This is a genomic window from Mesorhizobium kamtschaticum (genome assembly GCF_056174585.1).
Map to the genome: position 1 here is coordinate 6,661,088 of NZ_CM149691.1, position 19,774 is coordinate 6,680,861.

The following is a 19,774-nucleotide window of genomic DNA, read 5'->3' on the forward strand; positions in this document are numbered from 1 at the left end:
GGCTGTGGTGTCGGCCGCCCCTCAATGAGCCGGCGTTGCACCTGCCGAAGTGGTGAACTTGTCGAAGAAGATCCGCTCCGTTTCGAAACCGTTCATGAACAGCACCGGCTGCAGCGCATCGATCATCGGCGGCGGGCCACAGGCATGGACATCGCCCTGCCCGTCGACCGCCAGTTGCTTGAGCATGGCGTCGACGCTCTGGTGCACGAAGCCACGCTCGCCTTGCCATTCGGCGTCGTCATTGGCGTGCGACAGCACGGGAATGAAGGTGACGTCGGAATGATTGCCGACCAGCTCGGCGATCCTGTCGAGATAGAACAGGTCGTTGCGGGTGCGGGCGCCGTAGAAGAAATAGACCGGACGTTTCTCGCCGCTCTTCAGATGGTCGTTGAGGATCGACCAGATCGGCGACATGCCCGATCCTGCGCCGACCAGGATCAGGGGTCCTTGCCGTTCGTCGCGACGGAAACAGGTTCCGTAAGGTCCAACGACGGTGACTTCGGCTCCGGCGCTGATGCCTCCGGAATCGAGTTCACCTGAGAACTTTCCCTCAGGATATTTTTTGATGATGAAGGAGAGTTTTTCGGTTTGGTCCGGCGTATTTGCCATGGAGAACGAGCGCGTAATCGTCTCCCCTTTTTGCGTGGTAACCGTGATGTCGACATATTGCCCCGCCCAGAACTTCATTGGGGAGCCGAGTTCGATCTCGATGCCGCGAATGTCGTGGGTCAGGTGCTCGATGCGAGCAATCCGGCCCTTGTACGTTTTCACGGCGATCGCTTTCGCCAGAATCTCCTCGTCGTAGTTGAGGAGCTCGACTTCCAGGTCGGAGTAGGCGATGCAGCGGCACAACAGCACATGGCCGCTTTCCTTCTCCATGTCGTTCAGCGCGAAGGTCGAGTATTTCAGCATGTCGACTTCGCCATCGAGCAACACGCTCTTGCAGGCCGAGCATTGCCCTTCCTTGCAGCCGTGCGGCAGGGCGATGCCCTGGCGGAACGCGGCGTTGAGCACCGTTTCGCCATTCTCGACCTCGAATTCGACGCCGACCGGGCTGAGCCTGACCGTGTGGGTTTCCGACATACGGACCTCCAGTGAAAGAGAGGGCGGGACGAACCCGCCCCCCTTTGGCCTGATCAGTTGCAGGGATTGATCGTGAAGCCGGCCCGGTATTCCGCCAGGTGCTTCTCACGGTCGGCGGGCGACATGGCACGCAGCGCGTTGAGCGGCGATCCGAGCGTGTTGCCGCGCACATCGTCGAGCGTCCACATCTCCTTGTCGTCGAAGCGCAGATGCGGCTGCGGGACCAGCGTCTTGCCGTCGGAGCGGACGAAGTTCAGGTCCTTGATGGCATCGGCCAGGTCCCAGCCGTCATAGAGCGTCTCCCACTCGCGCTTGCCGCTGAAGCGGCCCATCGCGGGCGTCGGCCGGCCTTGATATTCGTCGGCGAAGGCGACCGTTGCGGTCCACTTGTCGAGCTCATGGGCGAAGGTGTGGAGCTGGCCGTCGATCTCGCCGACCACCATGTCCTCGCGGATCAGGCAGGGAACCAGGCACGACCAGCAGCGGTGCGGATAGACGTAGCCGACGTCGCTGTTGAACAGCAGCACCTTCTCGCCCTTGTGGCTGAGCTTGGCGTACCATTTCCAGAAGTCACCGAACTCGGCGTACCAGCCCGGATATTTGTGCTCGAACCACTCGAAGTCCTTGTCTGTCTGGGCTTCGATGCGCCAGAAATTGACCGGCCAGCCGACCGCGAAGAACTGTCCGACCTTGTGAACATAATTCTTCTTGGTGATGCGCTCCCAGGCGGCCTGGACATCGTCGTGATGGACCTTGATGCCGTATTTCTCGAGCGGCAGCATGTAGGTGCGGTAGTAATCCTCGTAGATCCAGCGGTGCCACATTTCCGCGTAGGATTCCTTGTTCTTGTCGCGGTTGGTGGTGCCGTATTCGATGAAGGTGCCGATGGCGGCATCGACGATCGCGTGGTTCTGCCAGAAGGCGTAACGCAGGTCGCGTTCCAGTAGCAGGTGGTTTTCCGGCTCCTTGAGTGCTGCCATCAGCAGCGAGTGGCCATTGCCGATATGCCGGCTTTCGTCGGACTGCACCGACAGGAAGACGGTCGGCAACGCATAGTCGCCGTTGCGGGCAGCTTCCGAAGGCATGGCGACGAACAGCGTGTTGGTGAAGGCAGTCTCGGCGACCACGGTCAGGTACATGCAAGCGGCGGTCATGGTGTCGCCGGTGATGAAGCCTTCGGCGAACTGGCGGCCGATGGTGGTGGCGTAGCACTTTCCGAAGGCTTCCTCGGTGATGTCGAAGCCGGCCGGATCGATGTAGTTCTCCATGTACCATTTCTTGAGATTCATCTGGATCGTCGAGTGACGGAACTCGTCGATCATCTGCATGGTGAAGCCGGTCCGGAGTTCCTCGCCTGGAGCGATGCGGGCGACCATCGCCATCGAGCGGGCGGCGGAGATTTCCGGGAACGGAATGATGGCCAGGAAGAGCTTCATCCACTCGACCCAGCGCGGTTCGACGTTGCGGAACATGTCGCCGCGCAAGGCCGCATCGAGCGCGCCATAGACGCGGTTGTCCTTCTCTTCCTGCATCGGGAAGTAGGACCGCAGGACCTGCTTCATCGGGTCGCGCGGCGTCTTGTTGATCTTGTAGTCGGTCGGAAACGTCATCGCTTCCTGCACGTAGGAAGGATTCCATCCGAGATCGGCAATCTTCTTGGTCGCCTCGCCGACGGAGATTCCGCGTTGCGAGGTAATCTTGTTGAGCGTCAGAGACGTCATGGTCATAAGCCTCCACCAGGTTTGAGCCGCAGGTCCCTTGACCCCGGCATGAAGCGGCAAAGCACCGCCAGTGAGAGTGCGAGCGGCATGACAAAGCGTTGCGCGTCGAGGCGCGACCCGAGGTCCGGCCGTTCAAGTGGATCGGGGCAAAGGTTTCGAGGCGTCTGGCAGGGATCCGCGACGCCAACCGCATGTGCGATGGGCGTATCGAAGCGGTTCTGCTTCCTCCGTTCCTTCGTTCTTTTGGCACCGCGTCAAGCGCGATGGGCTTCTTATGAAAATGACCAATGCAAGCGCCGTGCCAGTTTTAAAATAGCGTCCATGGCTGGCATTCAAAACAAGACCGTCGCCCTTTCGGTAGGAAACCCCGCTCCCAACTGTAACGTTCTTTTACAGTTGTAACTTACGCCTGTAATATTTACCGTATATTCGCATGTGCAACATATTTAGTTAGCAATCGCAGCAAACTCCAAAACTCATATTATCTGTTTAACTCTTCGTCTTTCCAGACTATTTGAAGGTGACGGCCCATCGACGGGCTTCGCGCTGGAGAAAGACCATGCCGAACGACAAGGACAGCCGAGGGTCACCCGAGCCGATGTCCCGCCATGCCGATGGCGTCACCGGCGATCTCGTCAAGCTGATGCCGCGCGATCTGGTCTTCGTCATGCGCTTCATGGGCGAGAGCCAGCACCGCCTGCAGAGCCATTTCCAGGACTTCATCCGGGCCGAGCTTGCCGCCGGCGGCGTCACCATGGAGACGCATCCGATGATCCATCTGTTCATCGAAAACCACGCGATCCTGCTGCGCGACTTCGTGTTTTCCGGGGTTTCGCTGACGCGCCAGTTCCGTGTCGAAGAGATCGAGCGCCTGACCGGCGACACGACATCGATGATCCGCGTCGACATCTGGGACCAGCTGAAGAGCCACATCGAAACGGCCGAAAAACAGTTTCAGTCGCAGGCCGGCACATTGCCCAAATTGCTGTCGGCTTTCGAGAAACCGCAGGGGTCTTCGGGGAGCGAAAAATGACCCAAGGATCCAAAACGGCCAGGCGTGACGCGCTGCTTGCCCGCCGGCTCGATCTCGTCGCCAGCGTCTCGGCGCTTACCGCGGAGGCGCTGCGGCTCAACCAGAAACGCGCCGGCATCGAAATGGACGTGCTGCGCCTGGAGCTCGAAATCGGCAGAAGCGGCGCCAGCGAGCAACTGGTGCGGGACTTGCATGAGGCTGAAGAGAGCGCCGCGGCAATTATGCAGGCATGCGCGGCTTGCGAGGATCGCATCATAGCTGCGGAGGGCGATGTCGAGGACGTCGACCGTAAGCTGGCCGCAGCGGCGGACGAGACCTGACGGGAGAGAGAAGCATGAACCAGCAGACGATGCAGAACCTGACCTTGTTCGACCTTCTGGCCCGCAACTGGCAGCGGCCGTCGGCGATCGCCGATCTGCGCTTCAACGCCGACGGTTCGGCTGTCGCTTTCACTTGCGTCGACGGGACCGTCGCCATTGCCGCGGTCTCGGATCACGAGCCGCCGGAAGCGCGGATCAGGGTGAGCAATGATCTCGGCCAGACGACGATCCGCCCCAGGGAAAAGCCGCCAGCGCCGTTGATCGCCACGGCGGCATTCGGAGATGGCGATGTCCCGCTCGCCGCCGATGCGCATTCCGGCTTCCTCGTCGGCGCGGCGAGCGGCGACGTGCTGCATCTGATCGCCGACGGTGGCGTCGCAGCCCCCTTGACCAGGGTAGACGGGCCAATCGTGGCCCTCGACCACAGCGCGCGAGCGGGCACGACAGCCGTCAGCAACGGGCATGATGTCTTCCTGTCGTACGGCCAAGGCAATGCCACACGGCTGGAACGCGATGTGACATCATCGACAGATGCACTTGCCTTCTCGCCAGGCGGGCGGCGACTTGCCTGCGGCCTTGGCGAAGGGCTGTCGATTTGGGAGGTCGAAGGCGACGCAGCCTTGATACGTGACATCCCGCTTTCCGCGCGCCCGGTGTCGATACGCTGGAGCAGAGACGGCACCTGGCTCGCCTGCGGGCTCGAAACAGGCGGCTTTGCGCTGGTCGGCCTGGCTGACGGCCGAGCAGACGTGGTCGCGGGGTTTCCATCGCCGGTCCGCACCGTGTGCTGGAGCCAGCCGGCGCATGCGCTGTTTGCGTCCGGCGCGTTCAGGATCGCCGGCTGGTCGATGACCGCGCCGCCGGTCGGCGGCGAAACCTCGGGCGCGCTGGAGACGGGTCGCGCCGGGCTGGTTCTGGTCGAGGCGGTGGCGGCGCATCCGGAGAAGAAGCTGATTGCGGCGGGCTACGCCAACGGCCGCATCACCATCGCCCAGATCGGCGCGCGGGACGAGCTCGTCGTCAGACCATTGGGCAGTGCGGTCACCGCGCTGGCCTGGTCCGGCGACGGGCGGCATCTGGCGATCGGCGCTGTCGACGGCACCGCCGCGATCGTCACCTTTCCCGCGCAGATGTTCAAATAGCGGACAAAGCCCGCACGAAACAGGAGGATGAAATGCAGACCGAACTCACCGCAGAGGACAAGAGCAAGGACGAATTCTTCGAACGGCTGGCCGAACTGTCGGAAGAAATGGTGGCCAAGCATGGCAAGGATTTCAGCATGGGTGCGCTGGTGCTCGCCGCTCGCTGGATCGCCGAAAACCGCGTCGGCAAGCTGAAGACCAACTAGCCGACGAGACTGCCGGTTGCTCAGGCGAAGAGGCGATCCCTATGCGGCGGAGGCGCTACCGCTGCTAGGGTATGGTCGCGCGACATCGGCATCCGCAGGACGTCGCATATCGCCACAACATTATTGGCGCGGATCCAGCAGGATCATCTCCGCTGCCTTCTCCGCGATCATGACGACAGGAGAGTTGGTGTTGCCGGAGACGATTGTCGGCATGATCGAGGCATCGACCACGCGCAGTCCGGCAAGCCCGTGAACACGCAGCCGATCGTCGACCACCGCCATCGAGTCCGAGCCCATCTTGCAGGTGCCGACGGGATGGAAGATCGTCGTACCGATATCGCCAGCCTTGCCGATGAGATCTTCGTCGCTCTGATATTGCGTGCCGGGCAGCATCTCTTCGGGCGCAAAGCGTGCCACGGCCCGCGCCTTCATCAGGCTACGAACATGGCGCAGCGAAGCGACGGCGACGCCGCGGTCTCCCTCGGTGGATAGATAGTTCGGCCGGATCTTCGTCGCCTCGCGCGGATCGGACGATCCCATATGCACAGTACCGCGGCTTTCCGGGCGCAGATTGCAGACCGACACAGTGACCGCGGGAAAGCGATGCAGCGGCTCGCCAAGCCGGTCCGTGCTCAGCGGCTGCACATGATATTCCAGATCAGGCGTTGCGAGGCGAGGATCGCTCCTGGCAAAAATGCCGAGCTGGCTCGGGGCCATCGACAGCGGCCCGCTGCGTTTGAGCGCGTATTCCACGCCCATCGACGCGCGGCTGATCAGATTGTGATAGCGCTGATTGAGCGTCGCGGCATTGGCGACCTTGAAGATGGTGCGGAGCTGCAGATGGTCCTGCAGGTTTTCACCGACGCCCGGCAAGGCATGGCGGACATCCACGCCAATGTCCGAAAGCAGGTCCGGTCGGCCGACACCCGACAGTTCGAGCAGCTTCGGCGAATTGATGGCGCCGGCTGCAAGGATCGTCTGTCCGGCGCCGACCCTGTGCAAGCGGTGGCCTTGGCGGAAGACGAGTCCAATGACACGCCGGCCGTCGAATTCGAGCCGCTCCGTCTCCGCCCCCGTCATCACGCGCAGGTTCTTGCGCGCCGCAATGCCGCGCAAAAACGCCTTCGATGTGTTCCAGCGCACGCCCCGCCGCTGGTTGACCTCGAAATAGCCCGAACCTTCATTGGTGCCGGTGTTGAAATCGTCGGTGCGGGGAATGCCGAGTTCCTCGGCGGCGTCCCGGAACGCGTCGAGGATCGGCCAGGACAGACGCTGCCGTTCGACCCGCCACTCGCCGCCGGTGCCGTGCATGGCGCTCCTGGCGCCATGATAGTCTTCCGACTTGCGGAAATACGGCAGCACATCGTCCCAGCCCCAGCCGACATTGCCGGCCTGCCGCCAGCTCTCATAGTCGGCTGCCTGGCCACGCATGTAAATCATGCCGTTGATCGACGAACAGCCGCCAAGCACCTTGCCGCGCGGATAGTTGAGGCTGCGTCCGTTGAGGCCGGCCTCCGGCTCGGTCTTCATCATCCAGTCGGTGCGCGGGTTGCCCATGCAGAAGAGGTAGCCGATCGGGATATCGACCCAGTGATAGCGGTCGCTGCCACCGGCCTCGAGCAGCAGCACCTTGTTGCGCGGATCTGCTGAGAGCCGGTTGGCGAGCACGCAGCCGGCGGAACCCGCACCAACGATGACATAGTCGTAGTCGCCGAACGGAGATGGTGAAACTTCGGTCACGTGCGGGCCTGCTGTCCGGCGATGCGCTCCCACATGGCCTGGTTGATCTCACCGTACAGGCGATAGCGTCGCGCGTATGCATCGGCAACCGCTGCATTCCTCGAGCGCTCCACATAAACCTTGCCTCACGAATAGCTGCCATCCTTGTTGAAGCGGCGGTCGCACCAGCACCCGGACGCCATATGGTTACTTCAAAGGATGTCGTGGGGCTGCCCACAGCGAGCGGAGACGTTCCGGCTTGACCATAGTCCTGCACGCCGTCCAAGGGCACCTCTTCCCCCTCGATCCGGCCTGCATCGCCATCCGGCCTGCTCTCGGGTTCGACGCGGTCGGGGCGGTGATCATTCTTCTCCTGGCGGATCCGCGCGGTCGACAAAACCTGCTCGGCATCCTCAGGCTGCTGATCATCGTCGCCGAAATCCCAAAGAACAAGATTGTCGTCGCGATATGGCGGCTGCACGACATAATTCCTGGCATCGAACTGAACCCTCATCGCCCCAGGGTTCGTCATGGAGGGCCTTCAGGGACTTCGTACAGTTCCAGCGGCAACTCATCCGGGTCTCTGAAAAATGTAAACCGTTGATCCGTATAGGGGTCGATCCGGATTGGCTCAACGGTAACGTTGGCGGCTTCCAGCCGCGCTATTACCGGATCAAGATCCGCCACAGCAAATGCCAGATGTCTCAAGCCTGTCGCCTCTGGATGGGAGGGCCGCATCCCCGGTGCGGGAAGGAGAACAATTCAAGTTGGACGGATCCGATCCGCAGATCAGCCTTCCATGACTGCCGCTCCTCCCGATAGACCTCTCGGATCAGATCGAGGCCGAGGAGTTCGACGTAGAACCGTCGTGACCGGGCGTAGTCGGTGCAGATGAGCGCGACGTGGTGAATAGCATTCAACATGCTGCCAACTCTAGCCAAACTGGGATCTGAGGCCAAGGTCGCCAAGTTTTGAGTTGGCTGCTTGCCACCGACATGATCGCGGACAGCAATCGATCCATGGAAGGGAGGACTACAACCCTAACAGACCACACCCAGCCCTGGGCAATTTCACGCCATCGAATTCGCCAGTAAAAAGTGGCGCTAGACAAAGCTAGCCCCTCTGCCGCACTGGCCCGCGTCCTGGAATCAACTACCCGAGAGTCTGACTGGCGAGAGCGTAGGCGTTGGCGCCGCAGGCTCGGGCGATTGGACCCACGGTCGTCGCCAAGTCGCTGCGGGAAGCACTCGAGGCCGACACAATCATCTTGGCGGTCCCTTTCGGGGAGCATCGCGAGATTGCGAAAGCCGATCCCTGGCTGTTGCTCGTATCGCAGCAGCGGCAGATGCATCTGCCGGCTGCTGCGTCCTACCTCGATGTCAAACTATGAAACGGATATGATCTCAAGTTCGCGCTGCCCTAGTTGGACAACGTTGCCAACGGTTTTGCCAATCAGCGCGATGGCAACCGGTGAACCGTGCGATGGAAGCTTGAGACGGGTTGGCCTCATCTTCACCGACGATGCGGAAGGTTTGCGTGCGGCCATCATCACGCTCGAAGGTAACGGTGTGACCGAAGGCGATCACTTCATTGGAAATAGGAGCCGACATAAGCTGCGCCGTACGGATGCGTTCGGCATAGTAGCGCATATCCCGAACCGGAACCGCCGACTGCCGTCGCCTCTCGTTGACATCTTCCAGCGCGTTGGCGGCTTCAAGAGCCTGCTGGGCGCGAGCCAAATCATCCTGCAGCATCTTGAGGCCCGCCTCCGTGACGAGGTTGATCCGGTCCGAGATAGGGCGAGCCGGCAGGATGGTTTCCGATGCTGCCTCGGCACTTTCCTCCTTGGCAAAGGCTACGCTCATTTGGGCAAGACTCCTGTCGCGGCCGGCTGTACTAGACCATATACCGTCCGCGCGAAAACGTCACCCGAAGGCGATTTTCTTCATATATTTCAAAATATTGGCCCGAAAAGCACCGTCGGACCCAAGAAACGGCTGACGTCCTTTTCTCGGACATTCAGCCGCAGATGAAAAGTCCGTCAAATTGATCAGCTGCCCTTACGTCGAACGCGCCCCGGTTTGCACGAGGTCAAAGGTCGATGGTGAATGAGATAAATCGCAAATAGTTGTTTTTTCTGCGAAAAACTACACCGGAGCACTGCAGACTGCGCTAACCCTCACTCCCACTCTATTGTTTCCAACCCAGTTAGGTCATTGATCTAGCTGGGTTTTTCTTATTTGTGACGCAAAGCGCCGACCTATGGACCGGCACAAAGTTACGCTTTTGATTTTAAAGGGAAAATCGCCGCAAAAAATATTTTGAGGTTTCCCCAACTATCGAGGTCAATCGGGCGACTTTTGCACTTTGCGGCGTTTGACGGCGTGCCCAAGCCGTCTAAAAAAGTACCGTCATCTCTCCAACTAGCGCATTTTTCTCGTGGCAAAATCAATAGTCATGGCGGGGTCGGAGGGACGTAGCCTTTTCAACAAAAAGTTAGTGGATGGTTCGCCCAAACATTTCCTTTGTATGTTCTCGTATTCGGTGGCGAAGCCCGCGGCGAGCACTCCAGTTGAGTCCAGATCAACTCGTCACGTTGTCGGCATTCACTGCCGCAGACAGGCTACTTTTCGCGGGACCTCGCGGCTATCTGGCGCGTGCTTGACAAGCTATGCGTCAGCCTGAAGCCAGCCTGACCGGTTGGCTCTTTGGCTGCCGTGCCGAAAGCAAGGCGGCGAACTGGTCTACGGCTTGCGCGGCCCGCGCCAGAACCAACGGTTCCGTAAGCTTGCCGTCGGAAAAATCGTTGTCGCTGCCATAGACCGCGCTCGGCACCGTCAGCGCCGAGTAGAAGCCGAACAGGGGGCGGAGCTGATGTTCGACCACCAGCGCATGGCGCTGGCCGCCGCCTGTCGCGCCGATCAGTACTGGCCGGTCGACGAGCGCCAGCGGATCGATGAGGTCGAACAGATGCTTGAACAGGCCGGCATAGGAGCCGTTGTAGACCGGCGTCGTGACGATTAGCGCGTCAGCCTGCTCGACAGCTTCCACCACGTCCAGCGCCTCCGGCGTTAATTCCTTGCGCGTGAACGCAGCCCCCAGGCCGCGGCCGGCATCGACGAGATCGAGGAAATTCACCGTGACCGACAATCTTTCGCGCAGCGCCTCACCCAGATGATGTGCCAGCGTCCGTGATTTCGACGGCCTGTGGGTGTTGCCTGAAAGCATGACGATGTTCTGGCGCAGCCGTTCGACATGGAAATTCATGGGCTCTTTTGTCCGAAACGATTGGGACGTCGTCGGGCGGGGCAAACAAAGCCCCGCCAATCCATGGCAACTGTCAGGCGGCGCGCAGAGGCCGCGTCAGTGGGATTGGTGCTGCCGGCTCCGAACGCGGCACGCGGCCTTCGACCGGGTGGCTCGGATCGTTGAACCGATGCGTCGAGGCATGGCCGGCGGTGACGAGGCGGTCGACAAGGGCCTCGTCCTCGGAACTCAGCCTGAAATCCAGCGCCTTCACGTAGCTGTCCCACTGTTCCTCGGTGCGCGGGCCGGCGATCGCCGCCGTGATCAGCCGGTTGTTCAGGACCCAGGCCAGCGCGAAATCGGCGGCGGAGACACCGCGCGATTTCGCGTGGGCCGCGATCTGGCTGGCGATCTCAAGTGACTCCGGACGCCACTCGGTTTCGGCGATGCGCTTGTCGCCACGGCCGGCCCGTGAGTCTGCGACAGGCGCCTGGTTCGGCTCGTATTTCCCGGTCAGGACGCCGCGCGCCAGCGGGCTATAGGAGACGACGCCGAGACCATAGTAGGCGGCGGCCGGCAGTTGCTCGGCTTCGGCGGTGCGGTTGACGATGTTGTAGAGCGGCTGGCTGGCCACCGGCCGATCGATGCCGAGTTCATCCGCCAGATGGGCGACTTCCGCGATGCGCCAGCCGCGGAAGTTCGAGACGCCGAAATAGCGCAGCTTGCCCTGGCGGATCAGGTCGGCGATGGCCCGCACCGGCTCCTCCAGCGGCGCGTCGAAGACGGCGCGGTGGAAGTAGAAGAGGTCGATATAGTCTGTTCCGAGGCGGCGCAGGCTGTTCTCGACGGTCTGGATCACCCATTTGCGCGAATGGCCACCGAGATTGGGACCCTTGTCATGCGAGTTGACGAATTTGGTCGCCACAACCCAATGATCGCGCGTCGCCTTGATGCCGCGGCCGACCACTTCCTCGGACTTGCCGTTATGGTAGACGTCGGCGGTGTCGATGAAATTGATGCCTTGCTCGCGCGCCTTGTCGATGATGCGGTGCGCGACCGTTTCCTCGGTCGGCCCGCCGAACATCATCGTGCCGAGGCTGAGCGGCGAAACCTTCAGGGCACTCCGGCCGAGATAGCGGTAATCGGACATTTTTCTGCTCCGTTGAACTTTCAGTTGAGGGTTGGCTCGGCGTAGTGGCAGGCGACGTGGTGTCCCGGCGCAATCGCCCGGAATGCCGGTTCCTGCGAGCGGCACAGATCGGTCGCCAGCGGGCAGCGCGTATGAAAGCGGCAGCCACTTGGAATGTTCTGCGGGCTCGGCAGGTCGCCGTGGATCGGTGCGGCCTGGCGGCGCCGTGCCGGGTCCGGCACAGCTTCCATCAGCGCACGCGTGTAGGGATGTTTGGGCGAGGTCCATAACGTCGCATTGTCGGCGCTTTCGACGATGCGGCCGAGATACATGACCAGCACCCGGTCGGCGAAATAGCGGACCACCGACAGGTCGTGCGAGATGAACAGGTAGGACAGGCCGAGCTGCCGCTTCATGTCGACCAGCAGGTTGAGAATCTGCGCCTGGATCGAAAGGTCGAGCGCCGACACTGGCTCGTCGCAGACGACCAGTTCCGGATTGAGGATCAGCGCCCGGGCAATGCCGATGCGCTGGCGCTGACCGCCGGAAAACTCATGCGGATAGCGGCCGAGAGCATCGGTTGGCAGGCCGACACGCTGGACTATATCCTCGACAATTTTGCGCCGCTCGGCTTTGTTGCCGATGCCATGGACCTTCAACGGCGCGGTCAGAATGTCGCCGATCGTGTGGCGCGGATTGAGCGACGCGAACGGATCCTGGAAAATCATCTGGATGTTGCGGCGCGCCGCCTTCAGCCGGCGGGCATCGAGAGCGGTGATGTCGGTGCCGTTGAACTCGATCTTGCCGCTGGTCGCATCGACCAGCCGCATGATCGTCTTGCCGAGCGTCGACTTTCCGCAACCGCTTTCGCCGACGAGGCCAACCGTTTCGCCGCGCGCGACCTCGAGGGAAACGCCATCGACAGCGCGCAGCGCACCACCTTGGGCGTGGAAATGCGTCGAGAGGTCAGAGACCGAGAGCAGCGCCATGCGCAACCTCCGGAATGAAGCTGTGGGGACAGGCGACGAGGCGATCTTCGCCAACCTCAACGAGGTCGGGCACGAAATGGGCGCAACTGTCACGCGCCACCCCGCAGCGCGGCCGGAACGGGCAGCCCTTCTCGCCGGCGGCCGAGACGATGCTGCCGGGAATCTCCGTCAGCCTGGCGTCGCGGTAGTGGAGATTGGTCTTCAGCCGCGGCGAGGCGGCCAGCAGGCCGCGCGTGTAGGGATGAAGCGGTGTTGTGAATAGTGCCCCGGGCAGTGCCTGTTCGACCTTGCGGCCGGCATACATGACGACAACCTTGTCCGCCCACTGCGCAACGACGCCGAGATCGTGGGTGATGAGCACGACGGCCATAGACAGTTCGCGGCGCAAAGTATCGAGCAGGTCGAGCACCTGTGCCTGGATGGTCACGTCCAGCGCCGTCGTCGGCTCGTCGGCGATCAGCAGGCGCGGCCGGCAGGCAACTGCGATGGCGATCATGACGCGCTGGCGCATGCCACCGGAAAGCTGGTGGGGATAGTCGTCGATGCGCCGCTGCGGATCGGGAATGCGAACCAGATTGAGAAGCTCGATGGCACGGCTCCGCGCGGCCTTGCCGCGTATGCCCTCGTGCAGCGTCAACACCTCGGTTATCTGCCGGCCGATGGTCAGCACCGGGTTGAGCGACGTCATCGGCTCCTGGAAGATCATCGCGATCTCGCGCCCGCGCAGGTTCCGCATCGCCTTCTGGTCGAGACCGAGCAGATCCCTGCCGGCGAACTCGATCCTGCCATTGGGGATCTTCGCCGAGCGCGGCAGAAGCTGCATCAGGGCAAGTGCTGTCAGCGATTTGCCGGAGCCCGATTCGCCGACGATCGCCAGCGTCTCGCCTTCGGCAACCTCGAAGCTCAGCCGGCTGACCGGCTCGGTGGTCGGGAAGCGAACCGTCAGATTGTCGACCTTGAGCAAAGGAGCGGCCATCTCTAGCGCTCCTGCGAGAAGCGCGGATTGAGCGCGTCGTTGAGGCCGTCGCCGATCAGGTTCAGCGCCAGCACGGTAAAGACAATCGCTAATCCCGGAAGCGCCGTCAGATACCAGGCGGTGCGGATCAGTTCCCTGCCCGACCCGATCATCGAGCCCCAGCTGACGACGTTGGGATCGCCGAGGCCCATGAAGGACAGCGCCGATTCCATCAGGATCGCCGTCGCCACCATCACCGACGAGGTCACGATCAAGGGCGGCAGCGCGTTGGGCAGGATCTCACGGAAGATGATGCGAGCATGGCCATAGCCGAGGCTGCGAGCGGCCATGACGAAGTCCTTCTCGCGGATGGCCCGGAATTCGGCGCGGGTCAGCCGCGCCACCGTCGGCCAGGTGATGACGGCAATCGCCACCGTCACCACGGACGCGGTCGGCTGCGCGATCGCCACCATGACGACCAGCAGCACGAAGCTCGGTATGGTCTGAAAGATCTCGATCAGGCGCACCAGCAGGTCGTCGATCCAGCCACCGAAATAGCCGGCGGTGGCGCCGACAAGGATGCCGAAGCTGAGGCCGAGTGCGGTCGCCACCAGGCCGACGAACAGCGAAATTCGCGCGCCATGCAGAATACCGGAAAGCACGTCGCGGCCCATAGAATCCGTTCCCAATGGGAAGGCCGGGTTCTGCCCGGGCCACAGGAAGGGCCGCGCCACCATCGACAGCGGATCGGCCGGATAGAGAACCGGCGCCAGCAATGCGGCCAGCACGACCAGCGACAGGAACACCACCCCGAACATGGCGTTGGGATTGCGCAGGAAAACCTTCAGCGCGCGGCCACCCGCCGCAACCGGTACTGACGCCGCCGAGGCGGAGCGCGCATCGGGCGCGTGAAGATTGCTCCAGCTCTTGGTTTCGGCCTCAGGTGGTACCGCAGGCTCGCGGGCCTCGGCATAGACGCGGCGGGAGCGGGCATCGCCGGCCGCGAAATCGGTGGAGGCCATCAGCGTACTCCGATGCGGGGATCGAGCCAGGCGTGCAGAAGATCGACGGTCGCGTTGGCGACGATGACCAGCAGTGACGACAGCAAGAGAATGCCAAGCAGCACCGTGAAATCGCGGCCCATGACCGCCTCGAAGGCAAGACGCCCGAGGCCGGGCCAGGAATAGACGGTCTCGACAACCACGGCGCCGCCCAGCATGCCGCCGACATGCATGCCAGCCATGGTGGTGATGGGGATCAGCGCGTTGCGCAGGACATGTCGGATGGTGATGACGGTCGGCGACAGGCCCTTGGCCGCGGCGGTGCGCACATAATCCTGCGACTGGACTTCCAGCATCGCCGCACGCGTCAGCCGCGCATAGATCGCCACATAGAACAGCGCCAGCGACAGCGCCGGAAGGATCATGTAGCGGACCTTGTCCCACAGGTCGGCCAGGCCGGTCAGGTTGCTCCCAATGGTTCCCGAACCGCCGCTCGGCAGCCAGCCGAGCTTGACCGAGAAAAGCACGATCAGCATCAAGCCGATCCAGAAGCCGGGGATGGAATAAAACAGCAGCGAAACGACCGAGAGCAGGCGATCCGGCAGCCGTCCGGAAAACACCGCCATCAGCGATCCGAGGACGAGGCCGAGCGCAATCGCAATGGTCAACGCCACCGCCATCAGCAACAGCGTGCCCGGCAGCCGCTGGCCGATCAGGTCGGCGACTGGCATGCCGTAGCGCGGCGAAAAGCCGAGGCTGAAATGCGCCAGATTGTAGAGATAGTTGAACAGTTGGACGAGCAGCGGATTGTCGAGCCCGAAGCGCTGGCGCAGTGCGGCCATTGTTTCCACCGTGGCCGAACCGGCCTCGCCGGCCATGACGTCGGCTGCATCGCCCGGCGCGAGTTGCAGCAGAAAGAAGTTCAGGATGACGATGCCCAGAACTGTCGGCACCGCCTGGATGGCCGTGCGCCGAAAGGTTCTGACAATACGGTTCAGGGTCGACATTGTTTTCGCTATCCCGGCTGTGGCTGACGATGCGGGTTTGCTGTTTTCGGAAAGTTCCGTGCTTTTTAGTTGACAAGATTTATAGACATTGTCAAATCTTACTTAAGAAATTTATTCCGCAAATGGCACTTTTGCAGAATAGAATTTTATCCCATGCTACGAAATTAGCCGTTCGAGGCATGAAATCTTAAGCGTAGGACCAGGACGGCCAAATCTTTTCACAAACCGGCCCGCCCTTGGAACGACGGATTTTTCACAGCGGCCGACGACCTGCCCATCGATGCCGGCAGCAAAAAAGGACCAGGCGCCATGTCTCATTTCCTCACTCCGAACCGCCGCAGGTTCCTCGGCCTTTCGGCAACGGCGCTCGGAGCAACCCTGTTGCCTGCATCGCGCAGCGCCTACGCCGCCGAGCCGAAACAGGGCGGGACGGCGACGCTGCTGCTGTCGGCCGAGCCACCAGTACTGACGACGATCGCCCACACGGCGTTCAATTCCGTCTACGTCTCGGCAAAGACCACCGAGGGCCTGCTGACCTATGATTTCGATCTCACACCGCGCCCATCGCTGGCCAGGCAATGGGCGGTCAGCGACGATGGCCTGCAATACACCTTCAAACTGCGCGAGGGCGTGAGGTGGCATGATGGCCAGCCATTCACCGCCGCCGACGTCGCCTACTCGATCGCCACGATCAAGGATGTTCATCCGCGTGGCCGCAACACCTTCCTCAATCTTGTCGACATCCAGACACCTGATCCGCTGACAGTGACACTGGTCCTGTCGAAGCCGGCGCCTTATCTGATCACGGCGCTGGCCGCGGCCGAAACGCCGATCGTGCCGAAGCACCTCTACGACGGCACCAAGGCAGCCGAAAATCCGGTCAACGTCGCTCCCGTCGGCACCGGCCCGTTCGTCTTCAAGGAATGGGTGCGCGGCAGCCACATCGTCTACGAACGCAATCCCGATTATTGGGACGCGCCGCGCCCCTATCTCGACCGGCTGATCGTCCGTTTCATCCCGGACGCTTCGGCGCGCGCGCTGGCGTTGGAGACCGGCGAGATCGATCTGGCGCCGGCGACGCCGATCCCGTACAGCGATTTGCAGCGCTTCGAAACACTGCCGCATATCGGCTTCGAGAAGCAGGGCTATCAGTATTCCAACGGCATAAGCCGGGTCGAGTTCAACCTGGAGAAACCCTATTTCCAGGATGTTCGCGTCCGGCGCGCCTTCGCCCATGTCATCGACCGCAACATCATCCGAGACACGATCAACTATGGCTATGGCGAGACCATTCCCGGCCCGATCAACCCCAATCTGAAAAAGTGGTTCGTCGCCGGCCTCAAGACCTATCCGGTCGACACCGCCGCTGCCGAGAAACTGCTCGATGAAGCGGGTTTGCCGCGCGATGCCGACGGCACCCGTCTCAAGCTTGTCCACGACTATGTGCCGAGCGGCGAGACCTACAAGCGCGGCGCCGACTACATCAAGCAGGCACTGGCCGCGGTCGGCGTCGAAGTCACCGTGCGCAGCCAGGATTTCGCCACCTACACCAAACGCATCTACACCGACCGTGACTTCGACTTCACCTTCAACGGCATGAGCAATCTGTTCGACCCGACGGTCGGCGTACAGCGCCTCTACTGGTCGAAGAATTTCAAGCCGGGCGTGCCGTTCTCCAACGGTTCGAAATACAGCAATCCCAAGGTCGACGAGCTTCTTGAAGCGGCCGCCGTCGAGGTCGATCACGAAAAGCGCTTCAAGCAATGGGTCGCGATCCAGCAGATTCTTGTCGAGGACCTGCCTGACATCGGCATCGTCAGCCAGCCGGAAATCACCCTCTACAATAGGCGCATCGCCGATCACACGGTGGGCGCAGAGGGCAATGCCGGCAGCCTCGCTTCGGCCCATATCGTCGCCTGATCCGCCAACCCGTGCGCGGTCTTTCGCGCATGTTCTCTTCTCCTTCCCCGAGAGATTTCGCCATGACGCTCGCCCACAAGCCTGGTTCCATCGTCGGCACGCCTTTCTTCAAGGCGCCAACCGACTATCCGGACAGCCCGCTCTCGAAAGCGCTTCAGCAGCCGGTGCTGCTCGGGCTGTTCCTGCCGATCCAGGCCGGCGGCTGGACCAACTCCACCCTGCCCCGCTCGACCGACTGGCGCTTCGACTACAATCGCGACCTGACGCTCAAGGCCGAGGAGCTTGGCTTCGACCTCGTCTTCGCGCTCAGCCAATGGCTGCCCAAGGGCGGCTATGGGGGGGTATTCAACGGCCAGGCGCTGGACAGTTTTGTGTCCGTGGCGGCCATGGCCGCGATCACCAAGAAGATCATGCTGATTTCGACCATGCATGTTCTCTACGGCCCCTGGCATCCGCTGCATCTGGCAAAATTCGGCGCCACGCTCGACCATATCTCTGGCGGCCGCTGGGGCATCAATGTGGTCACCGGCCATCGTGCCGTCGAACATGAGATGTTCGGCTGGAACCGCATCGAGCACGACCGCCGTTACGAACTGGCCGCCGAATTCGTCGAAGTGCTGCAGCGGCTGTGGCAGGACGACGAGAATTTCTCCTTCTCGGGAGAATCGAGCTGGAAACTCAATGGCGGCTTCGTCACGCCGAAGCCGAATTACGGCCGGCCGATCCTGGTCAACGCCACCGGCTCGGACGCCGGCATTTCCTTTGCCGGCCGCTATTCCGACATCGTCTTCGTCACCAGCCCGGCCGGCTCCGATATCGCCAGCGCGCTGGAGGCACTGCCGGCGCATACGAAGAAGGTCAAGGACGCAGCCCTTGGTGTCGGCCGCAAGGTGCGCACGCTGCTCAATCCGCTGGTCATCAGCCGGCCGACCGAGAAGGAAGCCTGGGCGGTTGCAGACCAGATCGTCGCCCACGCCGACAGCCGCACGCCGAAAGGGTTCCAGACCTTCAACAGCGACGCCCAGGCCTGGAAAGGTCGCGAAGGTCGCGACGATCCCTACGCCAAGGTCGGCGGCAACATCTACCTCATCGGCACGCCCGAACAGATCGTCGACCAGTTCGTCAAGTTGAAGGACGCCGGCATCGACGGCCTGCAGCTCTCCTTCTTCGACTTCAAGCCCGACCTCGAATTCTTCGGCGAGAACATTCTGCCGCTGATGAAGCAGGCCGGCTTGCGCAACGCCTGAGGAGCAATCATGAGCACGAATGCGATCTCCGAAATCTGGTACACACGCTGCCCGGTGCCGACGCCTGTCGGGCTTGCAGCGCAACTCGGGCTTCTCGACGAAACCTTCCGCAAGGAAGGGATCGAACTGAAGTCGATCATCGACTCGCCCAACCGCGACATCCGCCAGAGCCATTTCAACCACACGCTCGACTGGTCGTTCCGCCACGGCGGCAACGTGCCGCCGATCCGTGCCCGCTCCGAAGGGCGCAAGACGCGTCTCGTCGGCATCACCTGGACCGACGAATTCCAGGCGATCATCACCTTGCCTGGCTCCGGCATGAGGACGACCAGCGACCTGAAAGGCCGCCGCTTCGGCATCGCCCGGCGCCCCGAAGGCATCGTCGACTTCATGCGAGCGACGGCGCTGAAGGGCCTGGTCTCTGCGCTGTCGCTCGAAAGCCTCAGCCCCGACGACGTCGAGATCGTCGACATCGTCTTGGCCGACAGCGTGCTCGACAGCCAGGAAGGCCCGTCGCTGTTCGGCCTCAAGCGCAAGCAGGCCTATGGCGAGGAAGCCGCCGCGCTGATCCGTGGCGAAGTTGACGCCATCTATGTCAAGGGCACAGCCGGCATCAACGTCGCCAATCTGATCGGCGCCATCCAGGTCGCCGAATTCGGCTTCCACCCCGACCCCAACATCCGCATCAATTCCGGTTCGCCGCGCGTGCTGACCGTCGACGAACGGTTGGCCGAGGAACGCCCTGACCTGGTCGCGCGCTTGATCGAGACGATCCTGCGCGCCAGTGCCTGGGCCGAGGCGCATCCGGAAGAGACGCGGCGCTTCGTCGCCCGCGAATCCGGCGCCACCGAGGAGCAGGTGCTGGCCGCCAACGGCCCGGATGTCCACAAGCATCTCGGCCTCGGACTGCAGCCCGAGCTCGTCGCGGCGGTTTCCCACTACAAGAATTTCCTGCGCGACTGGGGTTTTCTCGCCAGCGATTTCGATGTCGAGGCCTGGGTCGATTGCCGGCCGCTCGATCAGGTGAACATTCGCGCCGCCGCCTGAAAGGACGCC

At 62.1% G+C, this 19,774-nt stretch carries 19 protein-coding genes and 2 pseudogenes; 9 read left to right on the top strand and 12 right to left on the bottom strand.

Going from position 1 to position 19,774, the window contains the following annotated elements; all coding sequences use genetic code 11:
• Positions 1-21: 21 nt before the first annotated feature.
• Complete coding sequence (locus tag AC0V7N_RS32965) at positions 22-1,083, bottom strand: NADH:ubiquinone reductase (Na(+)-transporting) subunit F (RefSeq protein WP_475452394.1); 1,062 nt, start codon at positions 1,081-1,083, stop codon at positions 22-24.
• A gap of 53 nt (positions 1,084-1,136) precedes the next feature.
• On the bottom strand, positions 1,137-2,810 hold the full coding sequence (locus AC0V7N_RS32970; RefSeq protein WP_197033322.1) for an aromatic/alkene/methane monooxygenase hydroxylase/oxygenase subunit alpha: 1,674 nt from the start codon (positions 2,808-2,810) through the stop codon (positions 1,137-1,139).
• 553 nt (positions 2,811-3,363) lie between these two features.
• Here AC0V7N_RS32970 and AC0V7N_RS32975 point away from each other — a divergent pair.
• The 4 genes from AC0V7N_RS32975 to AC0V7N_RS32990 are packed head-to-tail and all read left to right on the top strand — an operon-like array spanning position 3,364 to position 5,505.
• Positions 3,364-3,837 carry a hypothetical protein gene (locus AC0V7N_RS32975; protein ID WP_475452395.1) on the top strand — a complete coding sequence of 158 codons (474 nt, stop codon included), beginning with the start codon at positions 3,364-3,366 and terminating at the stop codon, positions 3,835-3,837.
• Positions 3,834-4,157: a hypothetical protein gene (locus tag AC0V7N_RS32980; RefSeq protein WP_475452396.1), complete on the top strand. Its 324-nt coding sequence runs from the start codon at positions 3,834-3,836 to the stop codon at positions 4,155-4,157. The genes AC0V7N_RS32975 and AC0V7N_RS32980 overlap by 4 nt, the downstream gene beginning before the upstream one ends.
• Before the next feature lie 14 nt (positions 4,158-4,171).
• Positions 4,172-5,299, top strand: a complete 1,128-nt coding sequence (locus tag AC0V7N_RS32985; RefSeq protein ID WP_496627549.1) for a WD40 repeat domain-containing protein — start codon at positions 4,172-4,174, stop codon at positions 5,297-5,299.
• Between the two features lie 32 nt (positions 5,300-5,331).
• Complete coding sequence (locus tag AC0V7N_RS32990) at positions 5,332-5,505, top strand: hypothetical protein (RefSeq protein WP_167434275.1); 174 nt, start codon at positions 5,332-5,334, stop codon at positions 5,503-5,505.
• A gap of 120 nt (positions 5,506-5,625) precedes the next feature.
• Here the strand turns inward: AC0V7N_RS32990 and AC0V7N_RS32995 are convergent, their stop codons facing one another.
• Positions 5,626-7,245, bottom strand: a complete 1,620-nt coding sequence (locus AC0V7N_RS32995) for a GMC family oxidoreductase (protein WP_475452399.1) — start codon at positions 7,243-7,245, stop codon at positions 5,626-5,628.
• Positions 7,246-7,483: 238 nt separating this feature from the next.
• Here AC0V7N_RS32995 and AC0V7N_RS33000 point away from each other — a divergent pair, with 238 nt between their 5' ends.
• A complete protein-coding gene (locus AC0V7N_RS33000; RefSeq protein WP_496628050.1) occupies positions 7,484-7,828 on the top strand; it encodes a hypothetical protein in 345 nt (114 codons plus the stop codon).
• Here AC0V7N_RS33000 and AC0V7N_RS33005 read toward each other — a convergent pair.
• The gene (locus tag AC0V7N_RS33005; protein ID WP_496627550.1) at positions 7,753-7,962 is read right to left on the bottom strand and encodes a VOC family protein; all 210 of its coding nucleotides are present in this window, start codon (positions 7,960-7,962) and stop codon (positions 7,753-7,755) included. The two genes, AC0V7N_RS33000 and AC0V7N_RS33005, sit on opposite strands and share 76 nt — an antisense overlap.
• Complete coding sequence (locus AC0V7N_RS33010; RefSeq protein WP_496627551.1) at positions 7,929-8,147, bottom strand: VOC family protein; 219 nt, start codon at positions 8,145-8,147, stop codon at positions 7,929-7,931. Before AC0V7N_RS33010 ends, AC0V7N_RS33005 begins: the two co-directional genes overlap by 34 nt.
• A gap of 260 nt (positions 8,148-8,407) precedes the next feature.
• Between AC0V7N_RS33010 and AC0V7N_RS33015 the strand changes: the two are divergent.
• Positions 8,408-8,539, top strand: a pseudogene (locus AC0V7N_RS33015) (NADP oxidoreductase coenzyme); the annotation flags it as partial.
• 69 nt (positions 8,540-8,608) lie between these two features.
• On the opposite strand, the pseudogene greA reads toward AC0V7N_RS33015, so the two are convergent.
• The 7 genes and pseudogenes from greA to AC0V7N_RS33050 all read right to left on the bottom strand — a co-directional run bounded on the left by greA (position 8,609) and on the right by AC0V7N_RS33050 (position 15,551).
• Positions 8,609-9,089: pseudogene (gene greA, locus AC0V7N_RS33020) on the bottom strand (transcription elongation factor GreA).
• Positions 9,090-9,900: 811 nt separating this feature from the next.
• Positions 9,901-10,491 (bottom strand): FMN reductase, encoded by a 591-nt coding sequence (gene msuE, locus AC0V7N_RS33025; protein ID WP_475452401.1) that lies wholly within the window; start codon positions 10,489-10,491, stop codon positions 9,901-9,903.
• 73 nt (positions 10,492-10,564) lie between these two features.
• A complete protein-coding gene (locus AC0V7N_RS33030; protein WP_475452402.1) occupies positions 10,565-11,620 on the bottom strand; it encodes an aldo/keto reductase in 1,056 nt (351 codons plus the stop codon).
• A gap of 20 nt (positions 11,621-11,640) precedes the next feature.
• A complete protein-coding gene (locus AC0V7N_RS33035; protein WP_475452403.1) occupies positions 11,641-12,588 on the bottom strand; it encodes an ABC transporter ATP-binding protein in 948 nt (315 codons plus the stop codon).
• Complete coding sequence (locus AC0V7N_RS33040) at positions 12,566-13,564, bottom strand: ABC transporter ATP-binding protein (RefSeq protein ID WP_475452404.1); 999 nt, start codon at positions 13,562-13,564, stop codon at positions 12,566-12,568. Before AC0V7N_RS33040 ends, AC0V7N_RS33035 begins: the two co-directional genes overlap by 23 nt.
• Before the next feature lie 2 nt (positions 13,565-13,566).
• Positions 13,567-14,565, bottom strand: a complete 999-nt coding sequence (locus AC0V7N_RS33045) for an ABC transporter permease (RefSeq protein WP_475452405.1) — start codon at positions 14,563-14,565, stop codon at positions 13,567-13,569.
• Complete coding sequence (locus AC0V7N_RS33050; protein ID WP_496627552.1) at positions 14,565-15,551, bottom strand: ABC transporter permease subunit; 987 nt, start codon at positions 15,549-15,551, stop codon at positions 14,565-14,567. The genes AC0V7N_RS33045 and AC0V7N_RS33050 overlap by 1 nt, the downstream gene beginning before the upstream one ends.
• Before the next feature lie 309 nt (positions 15,552-15,860).
• Between AC0V7N_RS33050 and AC0V7N_RS33055 the strand changes: the two genes are divergently transcribed.
• The 3 genes from AC0V7N_RS33055 to AC0V7N_RS33065 all read left to right on the top strand — a co-directional run bounded on the left by AC0V7N_RS33055 (position 15,861) and on the right by AC0V7N_RS33065 (position 19,765).
• Complete coding sequence (locus tag AC0V7N_RS33055; protein ID WP_496627553.1) at positions 15,861-17,471, top strand: ABC transporter substrate-binding protein; 1,611 nt, start codon at positions 15,861-15,863, stop codon at positions 17,469-17,471.
• Between the two features lie 62 nt (positions 17,472-17,533).
• Positions 17,534-18,718 (top strand): LLM class flavin-dependent oxidoreductase, encoded by a 1,185-nt coding sequence (locus AC0V7N_RS33060; RefSeq protein WP_353035441.1) that lies wholly within the window; start codon positions 17,534-17,536, stop codon positions 18,716-18,718.
• 9 nt (positions 18,719-18,727) lie between these two features.
• Positions 18,728-19,765 carry an ABC transporter substrate-binding protein gene (locus AC0V7N_RS33065; RefSeq protein ID WP_475452407.1) on the top strand — a complete coding sequence of 346 codons (1,038 nt, stop codon included), beginning with the start codon at positions 18,728-18,730 and terminating at the stop codon, positions 19,763-19,765.
• Positions 19,766-19,774 lie beyond the last annotated feature (9 nt).